The organism is Brevundimonas sanguinis, assembly GCF_029636725.1.
Classification (GTDB): Bacteria; Pseudomonadota; Alphaproteobacteria; order Caulobacterales; family Caulobacteraceae; genus Brevundimonas; species Brevundimonas sanguinis.
Genome location: NZ_CP116770.1, coordinates 838,785 through 854,995 on the forward strand (window position 1 = coordinate 838,785; position 16,211 = coordinate 854,995).

Annotated in this window: 15 protein-coding genes; 10 read left to right on the forward strand and 5 right to left on the reverse strand. The window is 68.0% G+C overall.

Translation table 11 applies throughout. The annotated features are described in order from the left end of the window. Positions 1–6: 6 nt before the first annotated feature. On the reverse strand, positions 7–915 hold the full coding sequence (locus PIB44_RS04345) for an EamA family transporter (RefSeq protein WP_278070550.1): 909 nt from the start codon (positions 913–915) through the stop codon (positions 7–9). Between the two features lie 73 nt (positions 916–988). On the opposite strand from PIB44_RS04345, the gene PIB44_RS04350 reads away from it, so the two are divergent. The 4 genes from PIB44_RS04350 to PIB44_RS04365 all read left to right on the forward strand — a co-directional run bounded on the left by PIB44_RS04350 (position 989) and on the right by PIB44_RS04365 (position 4,645). Next, entirely contained in the window at positions 989–1,483 is a 495-nt protein-coding gene (locus PIB44_RS04350; protein WP_278070551.1) for an Lrp/AsnC family transcriptional regulator, read from the forward strand. A gap of 68 nt (positions 1,484–1,551) precedes the next feature. Beyond that, positions 1,552–2,508, forward strand: a complete 957-nt coding sequence (locus PIB44_RS04355) for a glycosyltransferase family 9 protein (RefSeq protein WP_025978438.1) — start codon at positions 1,552–1,554, stop codon at positions 2,506–2,508. Positions 2,509–2,576: 68 nt separating this feature from the next. After that, positions 2,577–3,914, forward strand: coding sequence for a dihydroorotase (locus PIB44_RS04360; RefSeq protein ID WP_278070552.1), 1,338 nt, complete (start codon positions 2,577–2,579; stop codon positions 3,912–3,914). Beyond that, positions 3,911–4,645: a prephenate dehydrogenase/arogenate dehydrogenase family protein gene (locus PIB44_RS04365; protein WP_278070553.1), complete on the forward strand. Its 735-nt coding sequence runs from the start codon at positions 3,911–3,913 to the stop codon at positions 4,643–4,645. The genes PIB44_RS04360 and PIB44_RS04365 overlap by 4 nt, the downstream gene beginning before the upstream one ends. A gap of 131 nt (positions 4,646–4,776) precedes the next feature. Here the strand turns inward: PIB44_RS04365 and PIB44_RS04370 are convergent, their stop codons facing one another. After that, the gene (locus PIB44_RS04370) at positions 4,777–5,571 is read right to left on the reverse strand and encodes an alpha/beta hydrolase (protein WP_278070554.1); all 795 of its coding nucleotides are present in this window, start codon (positions 5,569–5,571) and stop codon (positions 4,777–4,779) included. Between the two features lie 135 nt (positions 5,572–5,706). Here PIB44_RS04370 and PIB44_RS04375 point away from each other — a divergent pair, with 135 nt between their 5' ends. Continuing rightward, positions 5,707–6,465, forward strand: a complete 759-nt coding sequence (locus PIB44_RS04375; RefSeq protein ID WP_278070555.1) for a 3-oxoacyl-ACP reductase — start codon at positions 5,707–5,709, stop codon at positions 6,463–6,465. Between the two features lie 38 nt (positions 6,466–6,503). Further along, the gene (locus PIB44_RS04380) at positions 6,504–7,253 is read left to right on the forward strand and encodes an SDR family NAD(P)-dependent oxidoreductase (protein WP_278070556.1); all 750 of its coding nucleotides are present in this window, start codon (positions 6,504–6,506) and stop codon (positions 7,251–7,253) included. 75 nt (positions 7,254–7,328) lie between these two features. Here PIB44_RS04380 and PIB44_RS04385 read toward each other — a convergent pair whose 3' ends face one another. Next, on the reverse strand, positions 7,329–8,705 hold the full coding sequence (locus PIB44_RS04385; RefSeq protein ID WP_253119692.1) for a trimethylamine monooxygenase: 1,377 nt from the start codon (positions 8,703–8,705) through the stop codon (positions 7,329–7,331). A gap of 497 nt (positions 8,706–9,202) precedes the next feature. Here PIB44_RS04385 and PIB44_RS04390 point away from each other — a divergent pair, with 497 nt between their 5' ends. From PIB44_RS04390 to PIB44_RS04405, 4 genes are all read left to right on the forward strand, one after another. After that, complete coding sequence (locus PIB44_RS04390) at positions 9,203–9,337, forward strand: hypothetical protein (RefSeq protein WP_278070557.1); 135 nt, start codon at positions 9,203–9,205, stop codon at positions 9,335–9,337. A gap of 332 nt (positions 9,338–9,669) precedes the next feature. Next, positions 9,670–10,698, forward strand: a complete 1,029-nt coding sequence (dusA, locus tag PIB44_RS04395) for a tRNA dihydrouridine(20/20a) synthase DusA (RefSeq protein ID WP_227157909.1) — start codon at positions 9,670–9,672, stop codon at positions 10,696–10,698. A 130-nt stretch (positions 10,699–10,828) separates the two neighbouring features. Further along, positions 10,829–11,653, forward strand: a complete 825-nt coding sequence (locus PIB44_RS04400; protein ID WP_278070558.1) for a sulfite exporter TauE/SafE family protein — start codon at positions 10,829–10,831, stop codon at positions 11,651–11,653. 99 nt (positions 11,654–11,752) lie between these two features. Further along, positions 11,753–13,576, forward strand: a complete 1,824-nt coding sequence (locus PIB44_RS04405) for a methyl-accepting chemotaxis protein (protein ID WP_278070559.1) — start codon at positions 11,753–11,755, stop codon at positions 13,574–13,576. A 319-nt stretch (positions 13,577–13,895) separates the two neighbouring features. On the opposite strand, the gene metB is transcribed toward PIB44_RS04405, so the two are convergent. Beyond that, complete coding sequence (gene metB / locus PIB44_RS04410; RefSeq protein ID WP_278070560.1) at positions 13,896–15,074, reverse strand: cystathionine gamma-synthase; 1,179 nt, start codon at positions 15,072–15,074, stop codon at positions 13,896–13,898. Further along, entirely contained in the window at positions 15,071–16,138 is a 1,068-nt protein-coding gene (gene metX, locus PIB44_RS04415; RefSeq protein ID WP_278070561.1) for a homoserine O-succinyltransferase MetX, read from the reverse strand. Before metX ends, metB begins: the two co-directional genes overlap by 4 nt. Between the last annotated feature and the right edge of the window lie 73 nt (positions 16,139–16,211).

The window sequence follows — 16,211 nt, forward strand, 5'->3', positions numbered from 1 at the left end:
TCGAGATCAGGCAGGGGCGGCCGGATCCTGCAACGGCTGTTCGTCTGACGGCGAGGTCAGCACCGCGCCGACCGAGGCGGCGATGATGGCGGCGATGGCCAGCCACTGCTGGGTGCTGAGGTGCTCGCCCAGCACGAACAGGCCCGCCAGGGCGCCGATGGCCGGATCGCCGCTGACCGCCACGCCGAAGGTGCGCTTGGGGATATGGCGCAGGGCGACCATATCCAGCGTATAGGGCAGGGCGCTGGACACCAGGGCGACGACCAGACCCAGCGCCAGGATCCTGGGGTCCAGCAGGCTCATGCCCGCGCCGGCGACGCCGAACGGCACCACCGTCATGGCGGCGAAGGTCATGCCGATGGCGACGGTCGAGCCGCTGGGCAGATGGCTGACCCGCTTGCCGAAGACGATATAGCCCGCCCAGAATACCGCCGCCGCCGCCGCATAGGCGCAGCCGACCGGATCAAGCCCCGACACGTTGCCGTCCAGAGGCAGCAGCAGGACCAGACCCAGCACCGCCAGCCCGATCCAGACGAAGTGGATCAGCCGTCGCGAGTTGAACAGGGCGACCGACAGCGGCCCCATGAACTCGATCGCCAGGGCCACCCCCAGCGGAATGGTGTTCAGCGCCATGTAGAAGCTGAGGTTCATCAGCCCCATCACCACGCCGTAGACCGCCAGGGCGCGCAGGTCGCCGGTGGTGAAGGCGCTGCGCCAGGGACGAAACACCGCCAGCAGGACGATGGCCGACAGCCCGACGCGCAGGCCCGCCGTCCCGGCTGGTCCCACCATCGGATAAAGCGTCTTGGCGAAGGAGGTGCCGGCCGAAAGCGACACCATGCCGCCGAGCAGGGCGAGATAGGGCAGGACCGCTGACAGGCGCGGATGGCGAAGGGCGAGGGCCGGGGAGGACATGGCCGGCAACCTATCGAAAAGCCGCTCGTTTTTCTTGGCGATTTCGCCTGCCATGCTGCAAGAAACACGCGTATTGTCGCCTCGTATGCAAGAAAACGCCGACCTCGATTCCTTTGACCGTCGCCTTCTGGCCCTGGTGCGCCGCGACAACCTCCAGCCTGCGCGGGTGCTGGCGGACAAGGTCGGCCTGTCGGAATCGGCGGTGTCGCGACGGTTGCGGCGGCTGCGCGACGAGGGGATCATCATCGCCGATGTCGCCGTGGTCGATCCGGCCCGGCTGGCCCGCGTCCTGACCATGCACGTCCTGGTCGAGATGGAGCGCGAGGGTACGGCGGTTCTGGACGCCCTGATCGACAAGCTGACCGCCCGTCCCGAGGTGCAGGCGGCCTGGTATGTGACCGGCGACACCGACCTGATCCTGTATGTCGTGGTGCCGACGATGGAGGCGTATGAAGTCTTCACCCGGGAAATGCTGAACGACGACGCCCGGGTGCGCGCGTTCAAGACGCTGATTTCAATCAGGGAAGTTCTGCCGTTCGACCCTGCGCGACGGGCGCTGGCGCGATGAAGTCCGGTTTGCGGCCCTGTTTCAGTTTCGCCGCTGAATCGCCTTGAGAATCCGGATAGGCTGACGCTATGCATGGTCGTTTTCCGATCCTCTATATCGCCGAGGCGGACGCCGAAGAGGCGGTCCTGTCGTCTGGAGCGCTGGCCCAGTTGGTCGAGGCGATCCCGCAGGCGACCTTCACCGTCGTCGGTTCTCCGGCCAGCGCGCCGCTGTTCGCCGACCTGCCGCGTCTTCAGCGGCTGATCACCCTGGACCGCGACGGGCGCTGGGACTGGATCGCTCTTTGGAACCAGGTGCGCGAGACGAACTGGGGGCTGGTGGTCGACATGCGCGGCTCGACCCTGTCGGGCAAGCTGCGGCGCCAGCGGCGCGCGGTGAAGGGCAAGACCGTGCCGGGCGTGCATCTGGTCGAACAGGCGGCGCGGACCCTGCAACTGGACGAGATTCCGGCGCCGAAACTGTTCATCGAGCGGGACACTCAGGAAGCCGCCGACGCCCTGATCCCGCCAGGGGGCGGCCCGATCCTGGCCATCGGGCCGGGCGCCGACTGGATCGGCAAGCGCTGGCCCGCCGATCGCTACGCCAAGGTCGCCATCTCCCTTCTGGGCGAGGGCGGGCCGCTGGCGGGCGGGCGGCTGATGATCGTGGGCGAGGAGGCGGACCGCGATGCGGCCCAGACCATCCGCTCGGCGGTCAAGCGCGACCGGGTGATCGAACTTCAAGGCCGATTGACGCGCCTGCAGACGGCGGCGGCCCTGTCGCATGCGGACCTCTATCTGGGCGGGGACTCCCTGTGGACGCAACTGGCGGTGGCGGCGGGCGTCCCGGCGGTGGCGGTCTTCGGTCCTTCCGACGAGACGCTGAAACGTCCCTGGACCGGCGTCGCCGTGCGCGGACCTCGCAGCCTACAGGAGTTCCAGGAACTGGACCCGCGCCTGAACCAGCACATCCAGCACATGATGGACCTGCCCTATGAGCGGGTGCTGAAGGCGGCGAAGAAGCTGCTGGCTGAACGGGCCTCCTGACTGCCCCTTGGCTTGCGTCTCCAAGCCTTCGACGCGCATAAGCGCCGGAGCTTCAGGAGATGCGCGCGATGATCCAGACCTATGACCTGATCGTTCGGGGCGGCGAAGTCGCCAACCACGCCGGGCGAGGCCGGGCCGACGTCGGCGTCATCGACGGCCGCATCGCCTTCATCGGCGACCTGAGCCAAGCCTCGGCCGGAGAAGTGTTCGACGCGACGGGCCTGACCGTCCTGCCCGGCGTCATCGACACCCAGGTCCACTTCCGCGAGCCGGGGCTGGAGTGGAAGGAAGACCTGGAAACCGGCAGCCGCGCGGCGGCTCTTGGGGGCGTCGTCGCCGTGTTCGAGATGCCGAACACCAATCCCAACACCACCGATCCCGAAACCATGGCCGACAAGCTGGCGCGGGCGAAGGACCGGATGTGGACCGACCATGCCTTCTACGTCGGCGGCACGCATGAAAACGCCGAACATCTGGCCGATCTGGAGCGTCTGCCGGGCTGCTGCGGGGTCAAGGTCTTCATGGGCGCCTCGACCGGCGACCTGCTGATCGCCGACGACGAGGGGGTGCGCAAGGTCCTGTCCAACGTGCGCCGCCGCGCCACCTTCCACTCCGAGGACGAATACCGCCTGGTCGAGCGCCGCAACCTGGCCCGCACCGGCGACTGGACCAGCCACCCGGAGGTCCGCGACGCCGAGAGCGCCATCATGTCCACCCGCCGTCTGGTCGGGCTGGCGAAAGAGACCGGCGCCCGCATCCACGTCCTGCACGTCACGACGCGCGACGAGATGGAGTTCCTGCGCTTCCACAAGGACGTCGCCACGGTTGAGATCACGCCCCAGCACCTGACGCTGGTCGCGCCCGAAGCCTATGAACGCCTCGGCGCCTACGCCCAGATGAACCCGCCGATCCGGTCGCAGGAGCATGTCGACGCCTTGTGGCTGTGGGGGATGCAGCAGGGCGTGGCCGACGTCCTGGGCTCGGACCACGCGCCGCATACGAAGGAAGAAAAGTCCAAGCCCTATCCGGCCTCGCCGTCGGGCATGCCGGGGGTGCAGACCTTGGTGCCGCTGATGCTGACCCATGTGGCGAACGGGCGGCTGTCGCTGGAGCGCTTCATCGACCTTACCTCCGGCGGGGCGCAGCGGGTGTTCGGCACGGCCAACAAGGGGCGCATGGCCGTCAGCTATGACGCCGACCTGACCATCGTCGACCTGAAGGCGAAGAAGACGATCAGCCACGACCAGCAGGCCACGCGTTGCGGCTGGACCCCCTTCGATGGCTTCGAGACGATCGGCTGGCCGGTCGCCACCATCGTGCGCGGCCGGGTTGTCATGAAAGACGGCGAACTGATCGGCCAGGCGCATGGCCAGCCGGTGCGGTTCCAGGAAACGCTGGCGGGGTGAGCGGCGTCCGCCCCCAGCTTGGTCTGATCGGCTTCGGCGCCTTCGGACGGCTGACGGCCAAGCATCTGTCGCCGTGGTTCGATATTCTCGCGCACGATCCAGCGGCGAGCGACGGCGAGGGGCTGGCGCGGCTGACGACGCTGGAAGAGGCGGCGGCTTGCCCGACGGTGGTGCTGGCCGCGCCGGTCGGAGGCCTGGCCGAGACGGTGGCGGCCATCGCGCCGCATCTGGCGCCGGGCGCCGTAATCCTCGACGTCGGCTCGGTGAAGGTGAAACCGGCGCAGGTCATGCTGGATGGCCTGCCCGAAGGCGTTCAGATCGTCGGAACCCACCCTCTGTTCGGCCCTCAGAGCGGCAAGGACGGCATCGCCGGTCTGCGCATCGCCGTCTGTCCGGTGCGCGGCGACAAGGCGGCGTGGCGCGTCGCCGCCTTCTGCAGGAAGGCGCTGGGTCTCAAGGTCTTCGTCGTTACGCCCGAGGCTCATGACCGCGAGGCGGCGACGGTGCAGGGCCTGACCCATCTGATCGCCAAGGTGCTGTTGGCCATGGAGCCGCTGCCGACGCGCATGACCACGACCAGTTTCGAACGCGTCGTGCAGGGCGTCGACATGGTCCGTCACGACAGCGAAGCGGTGTTCCGCGCCATCGAACACGACAACCCCTTCGCCGCCGAAGTCCGCCGCCGCTTCTTCGACCTGGCCGAACAGGCGCGCGCGGACTTGGATGATTAGAGGCGTCTAGCGGGCTTTCAGGATGAAGTCCGCCACCGCAGGAACCACGGCTGCGCCCAGCGGGATCGAGGCGTCGCCATAGGTGGCGGCGTTCCCGGCGGGGTCGGACGGCGCCTGACGCAGGACGTGATTCAGGCCTTCGAGATGATGCGTTCAGCCTTGGGCTGCGCGGCGGCCAGGGTTTGGCTGTTTTCGGGGGTCACCTGGATATCGGTCGAGCCATGACCCAGCAGCACCGGGCGCTGGTATTTCGCGATCAGCGCCTGCGGATCTGCGGCGAAATAGGAGATCAGATAAGGCTGGATCGACGGGCGGAACAGGGCGGCCAGATAGGGCGGCGTCTCTGGGACGGTGCGCCCGGCCTCCAGTTCGCTCATGATGTGATCGACTTCTGATTTGATGGCGGGCGGCAGTTTGGGCTCGATCTGGCGGCGCAGTTCGACATTGGCGCGCACGCCGACCGGCGACAGCAGCACTAGGCCGCAGACGCCCGGATTGTCCGCCGCCGCGGCCTGGGCGATCAAGGCGCCTTCCGAATGGCCGATCAGCCAGACGCAGGCGGCGCCGGTCTTCTGGGCCGCCAGGGCCGCCCAGGCCTTGGCGTCGTCGATGTAGGTGTCGAGGGTCAGGCTCGCCTCGCTGGTTGCTGCAGGGACGCTCTCCCCGACGCCGCGCTTGTCGATGCGGACGGTGGCGATCCCCCGCCCGGCCAGCCCTTCGGCCAGTTGGCGCAGGACGCCGCCGTTTACGCCGAGCGGACTGTTTCCGTCGCGATCCGTCGGTCCGGATCCGGCGATGATGACGGCGGCGGCGCGCGTCTGGCTCTCAGGCGTCAGCAGGGTTCCGTGCAGGGGCGCGGGCGTCGAAGGCAGTTCGACCGGCGTGGAGACCGGCGAGAGCAAAAGGGCGGCGGCGAGGGTCAGCATGGGGGTCTCCTGAGCTGAGGGCGATTAACGTGGAGGCCACGGCCAAATGCAACCGCTGTTCCTGCATGCCTGACTGGCCTTCCTCACGGCCCCGGCCTATGGCTGAGGTCGGTTCAGAAGCTGCGAGTTGTTCTCATGGAAATCCGCGATCAGATCGTTCTCATCACCGGCGGCGCGCGCGGCGTGGGCGCGGCGGCGGCGCGGGCCTTTGCGGGCCAGGGCGCGCGGGTGGCGATCAACTGGCGCAGAAGCGGAGAACGCGCCGAGGCCCTGGCGGCGGAACTGGGCGATCGCGCCTTCGCCGTTCAGGCTGACGTGACGGACCGCGCAGGCGTCGACGCCATGGTCGCCAAGGTCGAGGCGCATTTCGGCGGACCGGTCAGCACCGTGGTCAACAATGCGCTGGATTACAGCTTCAACGGCGACGCCCGCGCCCAGATGGCGGACATTCCGTGGGAAGACATGGAGCGCCAGTTCACGACCGTGATCCGCGGCGCCCTGAACGTCATTCAGGCCACGGCGCCGGGCATGGCGGCTCAGACGTTCGGCCGGGTGGTCAACATCGGCACCAACCTGTTTCAGAATCCGGTCGTGCCCTATCACGACTATACCGCCGCCAAGGCCGCCCTGCTCAGCCTGACGCGAACGGCGGCCGGCGATCTGGGGCCGTCGGGAATCACCGTCAACATGATCTCGGGCGGCCTGCTGCGCACGACGGACGCCAGCGCGGCGACGCCGGAAGCTGTGTTCGACCTGATCGCCAGCATGACGCCGCTGCGCTCTGTCACAACGCCTGAAGAGTTCGCGGATGCGGCCCTCTTCTTCGCCTCGCCGTGGAGCCGGGCGGTGACGGGGCAGAATCTGGTGGTCGACGGCGGGCTGGTGCGGGATTAAGTCACCCCGACAGCAAAGCCTCAGCCAGGACGGACATCATGAGCGGCGTCATTCTGATCACCGGAGCCACCTCGGGCATCGGTCGGGCGGCGGCGCGCCGCTTCGCCGGCGCAGGCTGGAAGGTGATCGCCACTGGCCGCCGCCAGGAACGGCTGGACGCACTGGTCGCGGAGCTGGGCGCCGACCGGGTCCACGCCGCGACCTTCGACATGCGGGACGAAGCCGCCATCGACGCGGCGCTGGACGCCCTGCCTGAAGGCTTCCGCGATATCGACGTGCTGATCAACAACGCCGGTCTGGCGCTGGGCACGGCGACGGCGCAGGAGGCGGACCTGGCCCAGTGGCGCCAGATGATCGACACCAATATAACTGGTCTGGTGACGCTGACGCACCGCCTGCTGCCGCGCCTGATCGCGCGCAAGGGGGCGATCCTGAACATCAGCTCGGTGGCCGCGACCTACCCTTATAAGGGCGGTAACGCCTATGGCGGGACCAAGGCCTTCGTGCGCCAGTTCTCGCTGGGCCTGCGGGCGGACCTGCACGGGACGGGGGTGCGCGTCACCTCCATCGAGCCGGGCATGGCCGAGACGGAGTTCACCCTGGTCCGCACCGGCGGCGACCAGGCGGCGTCTGACGCCCTGTATGGCGGCGCGGCGCCGATGACCGGCGAGGACATCGCCGAGACCCTGTTCTGGGTCGCCACCTTGCCGCCGCACCTGAACATCAATGCGCTGGAGCTGATGCCGGTCAGCCAGTCCTTCGCGGGCTTTCAGGTCGCGCGCGACTAGGCGCCTGCCCGCCTCGCGCCGGGCCGCCGAGGCGGCCTCTCCTGCGCGCGCGGCGGCGGCAGGAGAGGCCTTGCATCAGACGCGCGCGGCCTGGCTGCGCGCGGACGGAAGCCGCAGATAGGCCTCCAGCGAGTCGTCGAACGCCTTGATCCACGGCACATGGTGACGCGCCGCCAGCGTGCCGGTGAGCACTGAGCGATAGCATTTGTCGCGATAGCCCATGATGTCGGCCTTCTTGTCCTTCTTCCACTGCAGGAAGATCCTGTTGATGTTGTCGACATCAAGCTCAGGATAGTCGGTCTGGGCGATCAGGCGCTTGATGTAGTCGCCTTGATATTCAAAGGCCTGTTCATCCGTGCGGATGGCGACCTCCTTCTCGCGCCAGTGGTCGTTGGCGGCCTCCATGTCCGCGCGTGACGGCAACGGGACGCGATCCATGATGATGTCCCGCGTCAGCCAGGCCTGGGCGTCGAACATGTTGAAGCTGTACCAGAGGTCCTGCATCCCCAGGTAGAACAGCCTGGGGTTGGGCGTGAAGACCACGCCTTCGTACAGGTTCAGCGGCCACAGGCGGTTGCTGGTCTTCAGGCGCAGCTCGTCCGGCAGGAAGGGGAAGTGGTGCTTGTAGCCGGTGCACAGGATGATGGCGTCGACGTCGCGGCGCGTACCGTCGCTGAAGTGGGCGGTCTTGCCGTCCACGCGCGTCAGACAGGGCTTCTCCTCCCAGCCCTTGGGCCAGTCATAGCCCATCGGTTGGCTGCGATAGCTGGTCGTGACCGACCGCGCGCCGTATTTGTAGCACTGTGAGCCGATGTCCTCGGCCGAATAGCTGGAGCCGATCAGCAGCACGTCCTTGCCCTTGAACTCCGCCGCGTCGCGGAAGTCGTGGGCGTGCAGGATGCGGCCGGGGAACAGGTCGAAACCCGGATAGGCTGGCGCGTTCGGCGTCGAGAAGTGGCCGGTGGCGACGATCACATGGTCGAACGTCCCTGACGTGCGGCGTCCGGCGGAGTAATCCTGGGCCGTCACTGTGAACTGGCCGGTCGTCTTGTCGAAGGCCACATCCTTCACGGCCGTGTTGAAGCGGATGTATTGGCGAATGTTCGCCTTTTTCACGCGGCCCTGGATGTAATCCCACAGGACTTCGCGCGGCGGATAGGAGGAGATCGTCTTCTTGAAGTGTTCGTCGAAGGTGTAGTCGGCGAACTCGAGGCACTCCTTGGGGCCGTTCGACCACAGATAGCGATACATGCTGCCGTGAACCGGCTCGCCGTTCTCGTCCATGCCGGTGCGCCAGGTGTAGTTCCACATGCCGCCCCAATCCTTCTGCTTCTCGAAGCAGACGATTTCAGGGATGTCGGCGCCCTCGTCGCGGGCGGACTGAAAGGCGCGCAGCAGGGCCAGGCCTGACGGGCCGGCGCCGATGATGGCGATGCGTTTTTGCTTGGGCATATTCACTTTGAGCTGATGGGTGACAAGCCCCGATGCAGGCGGCTCTGCGGCCGCAAAAAACTCGGGGCGAAAGATGGTCGATCGCCAGCATTCCCAATATCTGGAATGCGTTCGTCAGGTCGACGCACGGAAATATCGCCTAGTCCGAATATTTTAGAGTTTATGCTTTCTAGGTATAATGATTACTTCTCCAGTTCTTTATTCGTATAGCAACATAAGAACAAAAAACGTCACGGCGAATGTGACCGTATATTCGACGCTGCGGTCTTATGTTGTCTGTATAATAGGGCGATTGTGACGCAATTCTCAATGAATCGCAAATCTGGCCCGGATATATCCTGGGCGCCGCATAGGTGAGGGTCGATGGAAGCTCGCCCTGCGAGCGTCGACGGTTCCCTGTCGGGGAGCGGAGCACGGCCGAGGGAAGGGCGCTTGGGCGCCTCGGCGCGTCTGACTGGCGTGCTCGAATTGCGGGCTTAAGGGTAGGACCAGCCGTCATGCTCGACGCGGAAAATGCGCAGGGGCGCGTCCGGCTTGTCGGCATCCGCGCGAATATGGAAGACGGCGCGCTGCGACTGGCCGAAATTGGTGAAGCGACGTTGATCGTGATCATGCCGCGCAACATTGGATGATCCGGGTCCGGCGTCGGATCGCCCACGGCGCCGTCGGTTCGAGCCCGGCGCGCCGCTGCGCGCGGCCAATAATCGCCGTTGAAAAGGCGTTTCGTTCCATCGAAAAGCGCACTCTTGCGTCCTTGGGCAGCTTGACTGCGCCAGAACTTGTGCCGGCGAAAGCTCTGCGGTTTGGTTTCAAGCCCCAACTGGCGGTGCGCGTCTGCAGCGACGGGGCGGGTAGATCCGGCGACCTCGCCCGGTATCCTACCGGCGCGCGTCATCGCGTTTGATGAGGGTCTGGCCTATATAGCTCTCATTCCGTCTATCCTGACGTTCTCCCAATAAGGCCGATGCACCCACCGCATAGACTGTCCGTGGCGCCCATGATGGACTGGACCGACCGAAACTGTCGGGCGTTTCATCGTGCGTTGAGCGCGCGCGCCCTGCTGTATACGGAGATGGTGACGGCGCCGGCGGTGATCCACGGCGATCGGGACCGTCTGCTGGGCTTCGACGCGGTCGAGCATCCGGTGGCGCTGCAACTCGGCGGTTCGGACCCGGCCCAGCTGGCCGAGGCGGCGAAGATCGGCGAGTCGTATGGCTATGACGAGATCAACCTGAATGTCGGCTGCCCTTCGGATCGCGTGCAATCGGGCCGTTTCGGCGCTTGTCTGATGCGCGAGCCGGAGCTGGTGGCCGACTGCATGGCGGCGATCAAGGAGGCGGTCGCCGTGCCCGCCACCGTCAAATGCCGCATCGGCGTCGATGATCAGGACCCGCAGGAGAGCCTGTTCGCCACGGTCGACGCCTCGGCGGCGGTGGGGATCACCCACTTCGTCGTCCACGCGCGCAAGGCCTGGCTGAAGGGCCTGTCGCCCAAGGAGAACCGCGACGTGCCGCCGCTGGACTATGATCTGGTGCGGCGGCTGAAGCGCGAGCGGCCGCATCTGACCATCTGCATCAACGGCGGCATCGGCGACCTGGACCAGGCCGAGGCGCATCTGGACGCCTCGGACGGGGTGCAGTTGGACGGCGTCATGCTGGGGCGCGCGGCCTATCACGAGCCGGCGCTGATGGGGCAGGTGGACCGCCGCATCTTCGGCGAGGCTGTTGAAGACGTGGACGTCTTCGAGGCGCTGGAGCGTTACCGCCCCTATATGGCGGCGCGGTTGGACGAGGGCGCCAATCTGGCGAGCATGACTCGGCACATGCTGGGGCTGATGCACGGCCGGGCGGGGGCGCGGGCCTTTCGTCGCATCCTAACCGTGGAGGGCGTGAAGGCCGGCGCGGGGCTGGAGGTGGTGGATCGCGCGGTCTCGGCCGTGCGTGAGGCCGAAGCGCGGCAGGCCCGTCTGGGCGAGAGCGAAGAAGCGGCCTGATTCCTCAGACGTCACCTATTTCTCTCGTCATCCCGCGGTCTTGTTATGCTCGCCGGAGGATGGCGAAAGGGACCCGCCTTGCACCCTTTCCGGGATGACGCTGCCGGGCTGTGCGGCTAAGCCATCGGCCATGAGCGCCCTTCCCCTATCCGAACTCGTCCTGATGCTCGCCGCCCTTGTCGGCGCCGGGGCGATCGCCGGAGTGATCGGCGGCCTGTTCGGCGTCGGCGGCGGGACGGTGCTGGTGCCGGCGCTGTTCTACGCCTTCTCGGTGCTGGGCGTGGGCGGCGAGAGCAATTTGCACGTCGCCATCGGCACCTCGCTGCTGACGATCGTCGCCACCTCGCTAAGGTCGCTGGCCACGCACCGGGCGCATGGGGCGGTGGATGAGACGGTGCTGAAGACCTGGACGCCGTGGGTGGCGTTCGGCGGTCTGGTCGGGGCGGCGATTGCGGGCTTCACCTCGATGGAGGGTCTGGCGGTCGTCTATGGCGCCTGTCTGCTGTTGGTCGCGGCGCAGATGGGGGTGATGCCCGAGCGGTTCACCCTGAGAAAAGACCTGCCGACGGGCTGGGGTCGTCGCGGGGCGGGGACAGGCATCGGCCTGCTGTCCGCCATGATGGGCGTGGGGGGCGGCAGCTTCGGCGGCATGATGATGACCCTGTGCGGACGGCCGATCCATCAGGCGGTCGCCACCGCCTCGGGCTTCGGCCTGGCGATCGGGGCGGCGGCTGCGTTGGGTTTCGCCTTTTTCGGCTGGGATGCGCCGGGGCGGCCGCCGCTGTCGCTGGGTTATGTCAATGTGCCGGCGGCGGTGATCATGGGGCTGCTGACGGCGTTGACGGCGCCCTATGGCGCGCGGCTGGCGCACCGGCTGGACCGCAAGATCCTGCGCCGGGCGTTTGCGGCCTATCTGTTGCTGACGGCCCTGTCGGTGGTGCTGAAGGCGCTGTGAGCGCGACTAAGTAGATGCCCGCAGGCGGGCGCTAACACTTTGTCGAACAACGGCGGGGTAGGAGCGAGGCTGAACCTCCCTCTGTCTGAGCCGTGAGCCATGCTGCAGAACCTGTCCGTGCCCAAGAAGCTGATCCTGTCCTTTATGGCGGTGATCGGGGCCTGCGGGGCGGCGACCCTGATCGTCCTGTGGTGCGTGGTCTCGCTGCAGCGCGCCGACGCGGCGGACCTGACGTCGCGCGAGGTGATGAAGGCGTCCGACCGCCTGCTGGCCGCCGCCGTCGAGCAGCAGAACGCCATGCGCGGCTATGTCGCCAATCGCGACCCGGCCTTCATCGAGGTGTTCGACACGAGCGGCGCCGACGTGAAGGCGCGCATGGCGGACCTGGCGGCGTCGGATGTCGAGGGCGCCTATGTCGCCGAACAGACGGCCCTGATCGCCGCCGCCGCTGCATTCGAGAAGAGCGCTGCAGAGATCATGGCTCTGGCCCGCGATCCCGCAGCCGATGGCGCGGCGCAGTCGCAGGCGGCCGCCGGCGCCCGCCTGACAGACATTCGCCAGGCGGTCAGCGCCATCCAGACCAGGGAGGCGGCTCAGGCCCAGGCGCGCGCCGAGGCCAAATCCGCCGCCTTTGTTCAGGCCTATGTCTCCTTCGCCATCGGCGGGGTGCTGGCTCTGGCCATCGCCGTGGCCGCCGCCCTGTGGCTGATCGGCGCCCTCAGCCGCCCGGTCGAGGCCATGACCCGCGCCATGGGCCGTCTGGCCGGCGGCGATCTGAACGTGGCCATTCCGGCGATGGGCCGCCGCGACGAGATCGGGCGCATGGCCGACGCCGTCCTGACCTTCAAACAGAACGCCGAGGAGAAGGCGCGTCTGGAGGCCGAGGCCGAGGCCGCGCGCCTGGTCGCCGAGGCCGAACAGCAGTCGCAGGCCGCCCGCGACGCCGAGGCCGCCCGCCAGCAGGCCCAGGTGGTCCAGGGCGTGGCCAGGGGGCTGGAGCGCCTCTCGGGCGGCCAGTTGGCCTTCCGCCTGAACGACCCGTTCGCGCCGGAATATGAAGGCCTGCGCACCGACTTCAACGCGGCGATGGATCGGCTGCAGGGCGTGATGCGGGTCATCGTCGAACGCGCCGCCGCCATCGGCGCCAGCGCCCGCGAGATCAGCCACGCCTCCGACGACCTGTCGCGCCGCACCGAACAGCAGGCCGCCAGCCTGGAAGAGACGGCGGCCGCTCTTGAGCAGATCACCGCCACCGTGGCCCGTTCGGCCGAGGGCGCGATAGAGGCGGGCGGCGTGGTGCGCGGCGCCCGGTCCGAAGCGGTCGAGGGGCAGGCCGTGGTCGGCCGCGCCATCGCCGCCATGAGCGCGATCCAACAATCCTCGAACCAGATCGGCGCCATCATCGGCGTGATCGACGAGATCGCCTTCCAGACCAATCTGCTGGCCCTGAACGCAGGGGTAGAGGCGGCGCGGGCGGGCGACGCCGGGCGCGGCTTCGCCGTGGTGGCGTCCGAGGTGCGGGCCCTGGCCCAGCGCTCGGCCTCTGCGGCCAAGGAGATCAAGGCGCTGATTTCGGAATCCGGCCGTCAGGTCGGCGCGGGGGTGGCGCTTGTGGGCGACACCGGCCAGGCGCTGGAGCGGATCGCCGGTCAGATCGAGCGTCTGACGACCATCGCCGAAGAGATCGCCGCCTCGTCGCAGGAGCAGTCCAGCGGCCTGCAGCAAGTCAATATCGCCGTGACCCAGATGGATCAGGTTACGCAGCAGAACGCGGCCATGGTCGAACAGTCGACCGCCGCCAGCCATGCCCTGGCCTCCGACGCGGTCGAGCTGGATCGGATGATGGGGCAGTTCGCGTTGGACGACGTGCGTGATCTGGACGCGCGCGGGCGGATGGAGGCCCTGGCGCGGGCGGTGGCGTAGGGCGCCGACCCTCTCCCTCCCCGTCCCGGTGAGGGTGGTCGCGAAGCGACCGGGTGGGGAGGGCGAGGTGATCCTGAGCGCCCCCACACCACCCACCCGCCGTCATTCTCGGGCTTGACCCGAGAATCCAGCCCCGCAACGCCTGAACCGTCGTGAGGGCTGATGTGGTCGCCGTCGTGTTTGCTGGACTCTCGGGTCAAGCCCGAGAATGACGGCCAGATAGAAGACGCGCACCCATCGCCCTGCCGTCCCCACCCGGCTTCGCCTTGCAGGCTCAGCCACCCTCCCCGGGACGGGGAGGGAGAGGCGCGCGTTTGGATTACGCCGCCGCCTTCAGCGTCACCGTATCCAGCGCCCGGGCCAGGTCAGCCAGGATGTCGTCCTGATGCTCCAGTCCGACCGACAGGCGCAGCAGGCCGTCGGTGATGCCAGCGGTCACGCGCGCCTCGGGCGTCATGGCGGCGTGGGTCATGGTGGCCGGGTGGGCGATCAGACTTTCAACGCCGCCCAGGGATTCGGCCAGGGTGAAGACCTCCAGCCCCTCGATGACCGCGCAGACCGCCTCGGTCCCGCCGGTCAGTTCGAAGCTGAGCATGGCGCCCGGCCCCGATTGCTGGCGCGACGCCAGCGCATGGCCGGGGTGGCTGGGCAGGCCCGGATAGTGGACGGCCTTGACCGCCGGATGCTGCTCCAGCGCGGCCGCCACGGCGCCCGCTGTCGCCTGCTGGCGCTCGATGCGGGTGAACAGGGTCCGCAGGCCGCGCAGGGTCTGATAGGCGTCGAACGGCGAGCCGGTGACGCCCAGGCAGTTGGCCCACCAGGCCAGCTGCTGATGGTCGGTAGGATCGGCCGCGATCACCGCGCCGCCGACCACGTCGGAATGGCCGTTGATGTATTTGGTGGTCGAGTGGACCACGATGTCGGCGCCCAGCTCCAACGGCCGCTGGAGGGCCGGCGACAGGAAGGTGTTGTCAGCGACCACCTTGGCCCCGACGGCGTGGGCGCGGCGACAGACGTCGGCCACGTCCACGACGCGCAGCAGGGGGTTGGACGGCGTCTCGACCAGCACCAGCCTGCACCCGTCGGCCAGGGCGGCGTCCAGCGCGGCGCTGTCGTTCTGATCGACGAAGGCGACGCGGAAATGCCCCTTCTTCGCGCGGGCGGTGAGCAGGCGGTGGGTGCCGCCGTAGCAGTCGTGCGGGGCGATCAGCAGGTCGCCGGGCTCCAGCAGGCTGAGCGGCAGATCGACCGCCGCCATGCCGGTGGCGGTGATGACGGCCCCGGCGCCGCCTTCCAGCTCGGCCAGCGTCTCGGCCAGCACGTCGCGGGTCGGATTGCCCGAGCGCGAATAGTCGTATTTGCGCGGCTGGGCGAAGGCGGCGAAGGAATAGTTCGACGACAGATACAGGGCCGGCATGACCGCGCCGTGGGCCGTGTCCGTATCGACGCCCGAGCGGGCGGCGATGGTGCGGGGATCGGCGGGGCGGGCGCGGCTCATTGGTCGATGTCCTTCAGCACGGAGGTCAGGATGTCGCCGACCAGTCTGTCTTCCTTCAGGAAGGCGTCGTGGCCGTAGAGGGAGGGGGCTTCGACGAAGCGCCAGAGGTTGGGCAGGCGGTCGGCCAGCTCTCGCATGTCGTCGATGGGGCACAGGCGATCGGTGGTGAAGCCGACCAGGGTGACGGGCGCGCTGATGGCCTCCGGCTCGACCCGGTGGCGGTCGATGGAATCCGAAAGGGTCAGCCAGCGCGAAGGGGTGGTGCGGTCGCGATAGGCCCGGCCGCGCGAGGTCAGGTAGTCGCACACCGGATAGGCCTGGCCGGCGTGGCTGGGAGCCTCGGAATCGAAGCGCTCGCCGAACTCTTCCGGGGTGCGATAGGTGGTCATGGCCAGTTCGCGCGCCAGACCGACGGCCTGGTCGATGCGGCCGGTCTCAAGGCCCAGTTGCAGGATGCGGCGTTGAATGCCGCGCCAGGCGGTGGCCAGCGGGTGAGGGCGGTGAGCGGCGGACACGACCACCAACTGCTCGGCCCAGTCCGGGAAGAGCTCGCCGAAGGCCAGGGCGATCATGCCGCCATAGGAACAGCCGATGAAGGCGGCGACCTTGTCCACGCCCAGATGGTCCAGAAGGTGGGCCAGCAACCGCGCCTGATCCTGGGTGGTGATGGTCAAGGGGGCTTTGGGCTCCGTCACGCCCTCGCCGAATTCCGGCGCGAAATCAAAGGCCAGGACACGGAAACGGGTCAGGTCGATCGGCGCGCGCACGCCCACGGCGCCGGACCACCAGCCCAGGCCTTTCGTTTCGGTGCGATGGACGTAACGGTCGGCGGAAATCCCGCCCGCGACCACGATCAGGGGGGCGCCCGGCTTGCCGTGCAGGCGGCCGACGACCCGCTTCTGGGTCAGGGTTCCGCCGAAATCCAGTTCGAAGCCGTCCGGGATCGGAACCACGACGTCATGGGCGCCCTCGCGTTGCAGCAGTTTGGACGGGCGGCGCGCGGAAGCCGACCGACAGGCGGGCTCTTCGGCGGGGGACGCGGGGTCGATCAGGGCCAGGGTCATGGGTCTCGGTCACTCAGCAGATACGGCTCGCCAAGGAACCCATGCAGTGACAGACCTGTGGCGCGTCGCCTCG

Excerpts from the sequence above, each read along its gene's own strand:
- metX (WP_278070561.1), bottom strand. The coding sequence starts at position 16,138 with ATGACCCTGGCCCTGATCGACCCCGCGTCCCCCGCCGAAGAGCCCGCC.
- PIB44_RS04355 (WP_025978438.1), top strand. The coding sequence starts at position 1,552 with ATGCATGGTCGTTTTCCGATCCTCTATATCGCCGAGGCGGACGCCGAA.
- PIB44_RS04390 (WP_278070557.1), top strand. The coding sequence starts at position 9,203 with ATGCTCGACGCGGAAAATGCGCAGGGGCGCGTCCGGCTTGTCGGCATC.
- PIB44_RS04385 (WP_253119692.1), bottom strand. The coding sequence starts at position 8,705 with ATGCCCAAGCAAAAACGCATCGCCATCATCGGCGCCGGCCCGTCAGGC.
- PIB44_RS04360 (WP_278070552.1), top strand. The coding sequence starts at position 2,577 with ATGATCCAGACCTATGACCTGATCGTTCGGGGCGGCGAAGTCGCCAAC.
- PIB44_RS04370 (WP_278070554.1), bottom strand. The coding sequence starts at position 5,571 with ATGCTGACCCTCGCCGCCGCCCTTTTGCTCTCGCCGGTCTCCACGCCG.
- dusA (WP_227157909.1), top strand. The coding sequence starts at position 9,670 with ATGCACCCACCGCATAGACTGTCCGTGGCGCCCATGATGGACTGGACC.
- PIB44_RS04375 (WP_278070555.1), top strand. The coding sequence starts at position 5,707 with ATGGAAATCCGCGATCAGATCGTTCTCATCACCGGCGGCGCGCGCGGC.
- PIB44_RS04380 (WP_278070556.1), top strand. The coding sequence starts at position 6,504 with ATGAGCGGCGTCATTCTGATCACCGGAGCCACCTCGGGCATCGGTCGG.
- metB (WP_278070560.1), bottom strand. The coding sequence starts at position 15,074 with ATGAGCCGCGCCCGCCCCGCCGATCCCCGCACCATCGCCGCCCGCTCG.
- PIB44_RS04345 (WP_278070550.1), bottom strand. The coding sequence starts at position 915 with ATGTCCTCCCCGGCCCTCGCCCTTCGCCATCCGCGCCTGTCAGCGGTC.
- PIB44_RS04405 (WP_278070559.1), top strand. The coding sequence starts at position 11,753 with ATGCTGCAGAACCTGTCCGTGCCCAAGAAGCTGATCCTGTCCTTTATG.
- PIB44_RS04400 (WP_278070558.1), top strand. The coding sequence starts at position 10,829 with ATGAGCGCCCTTCCCCTATCCGAACTCGTCCTGATGCTCGCCGCCCTT.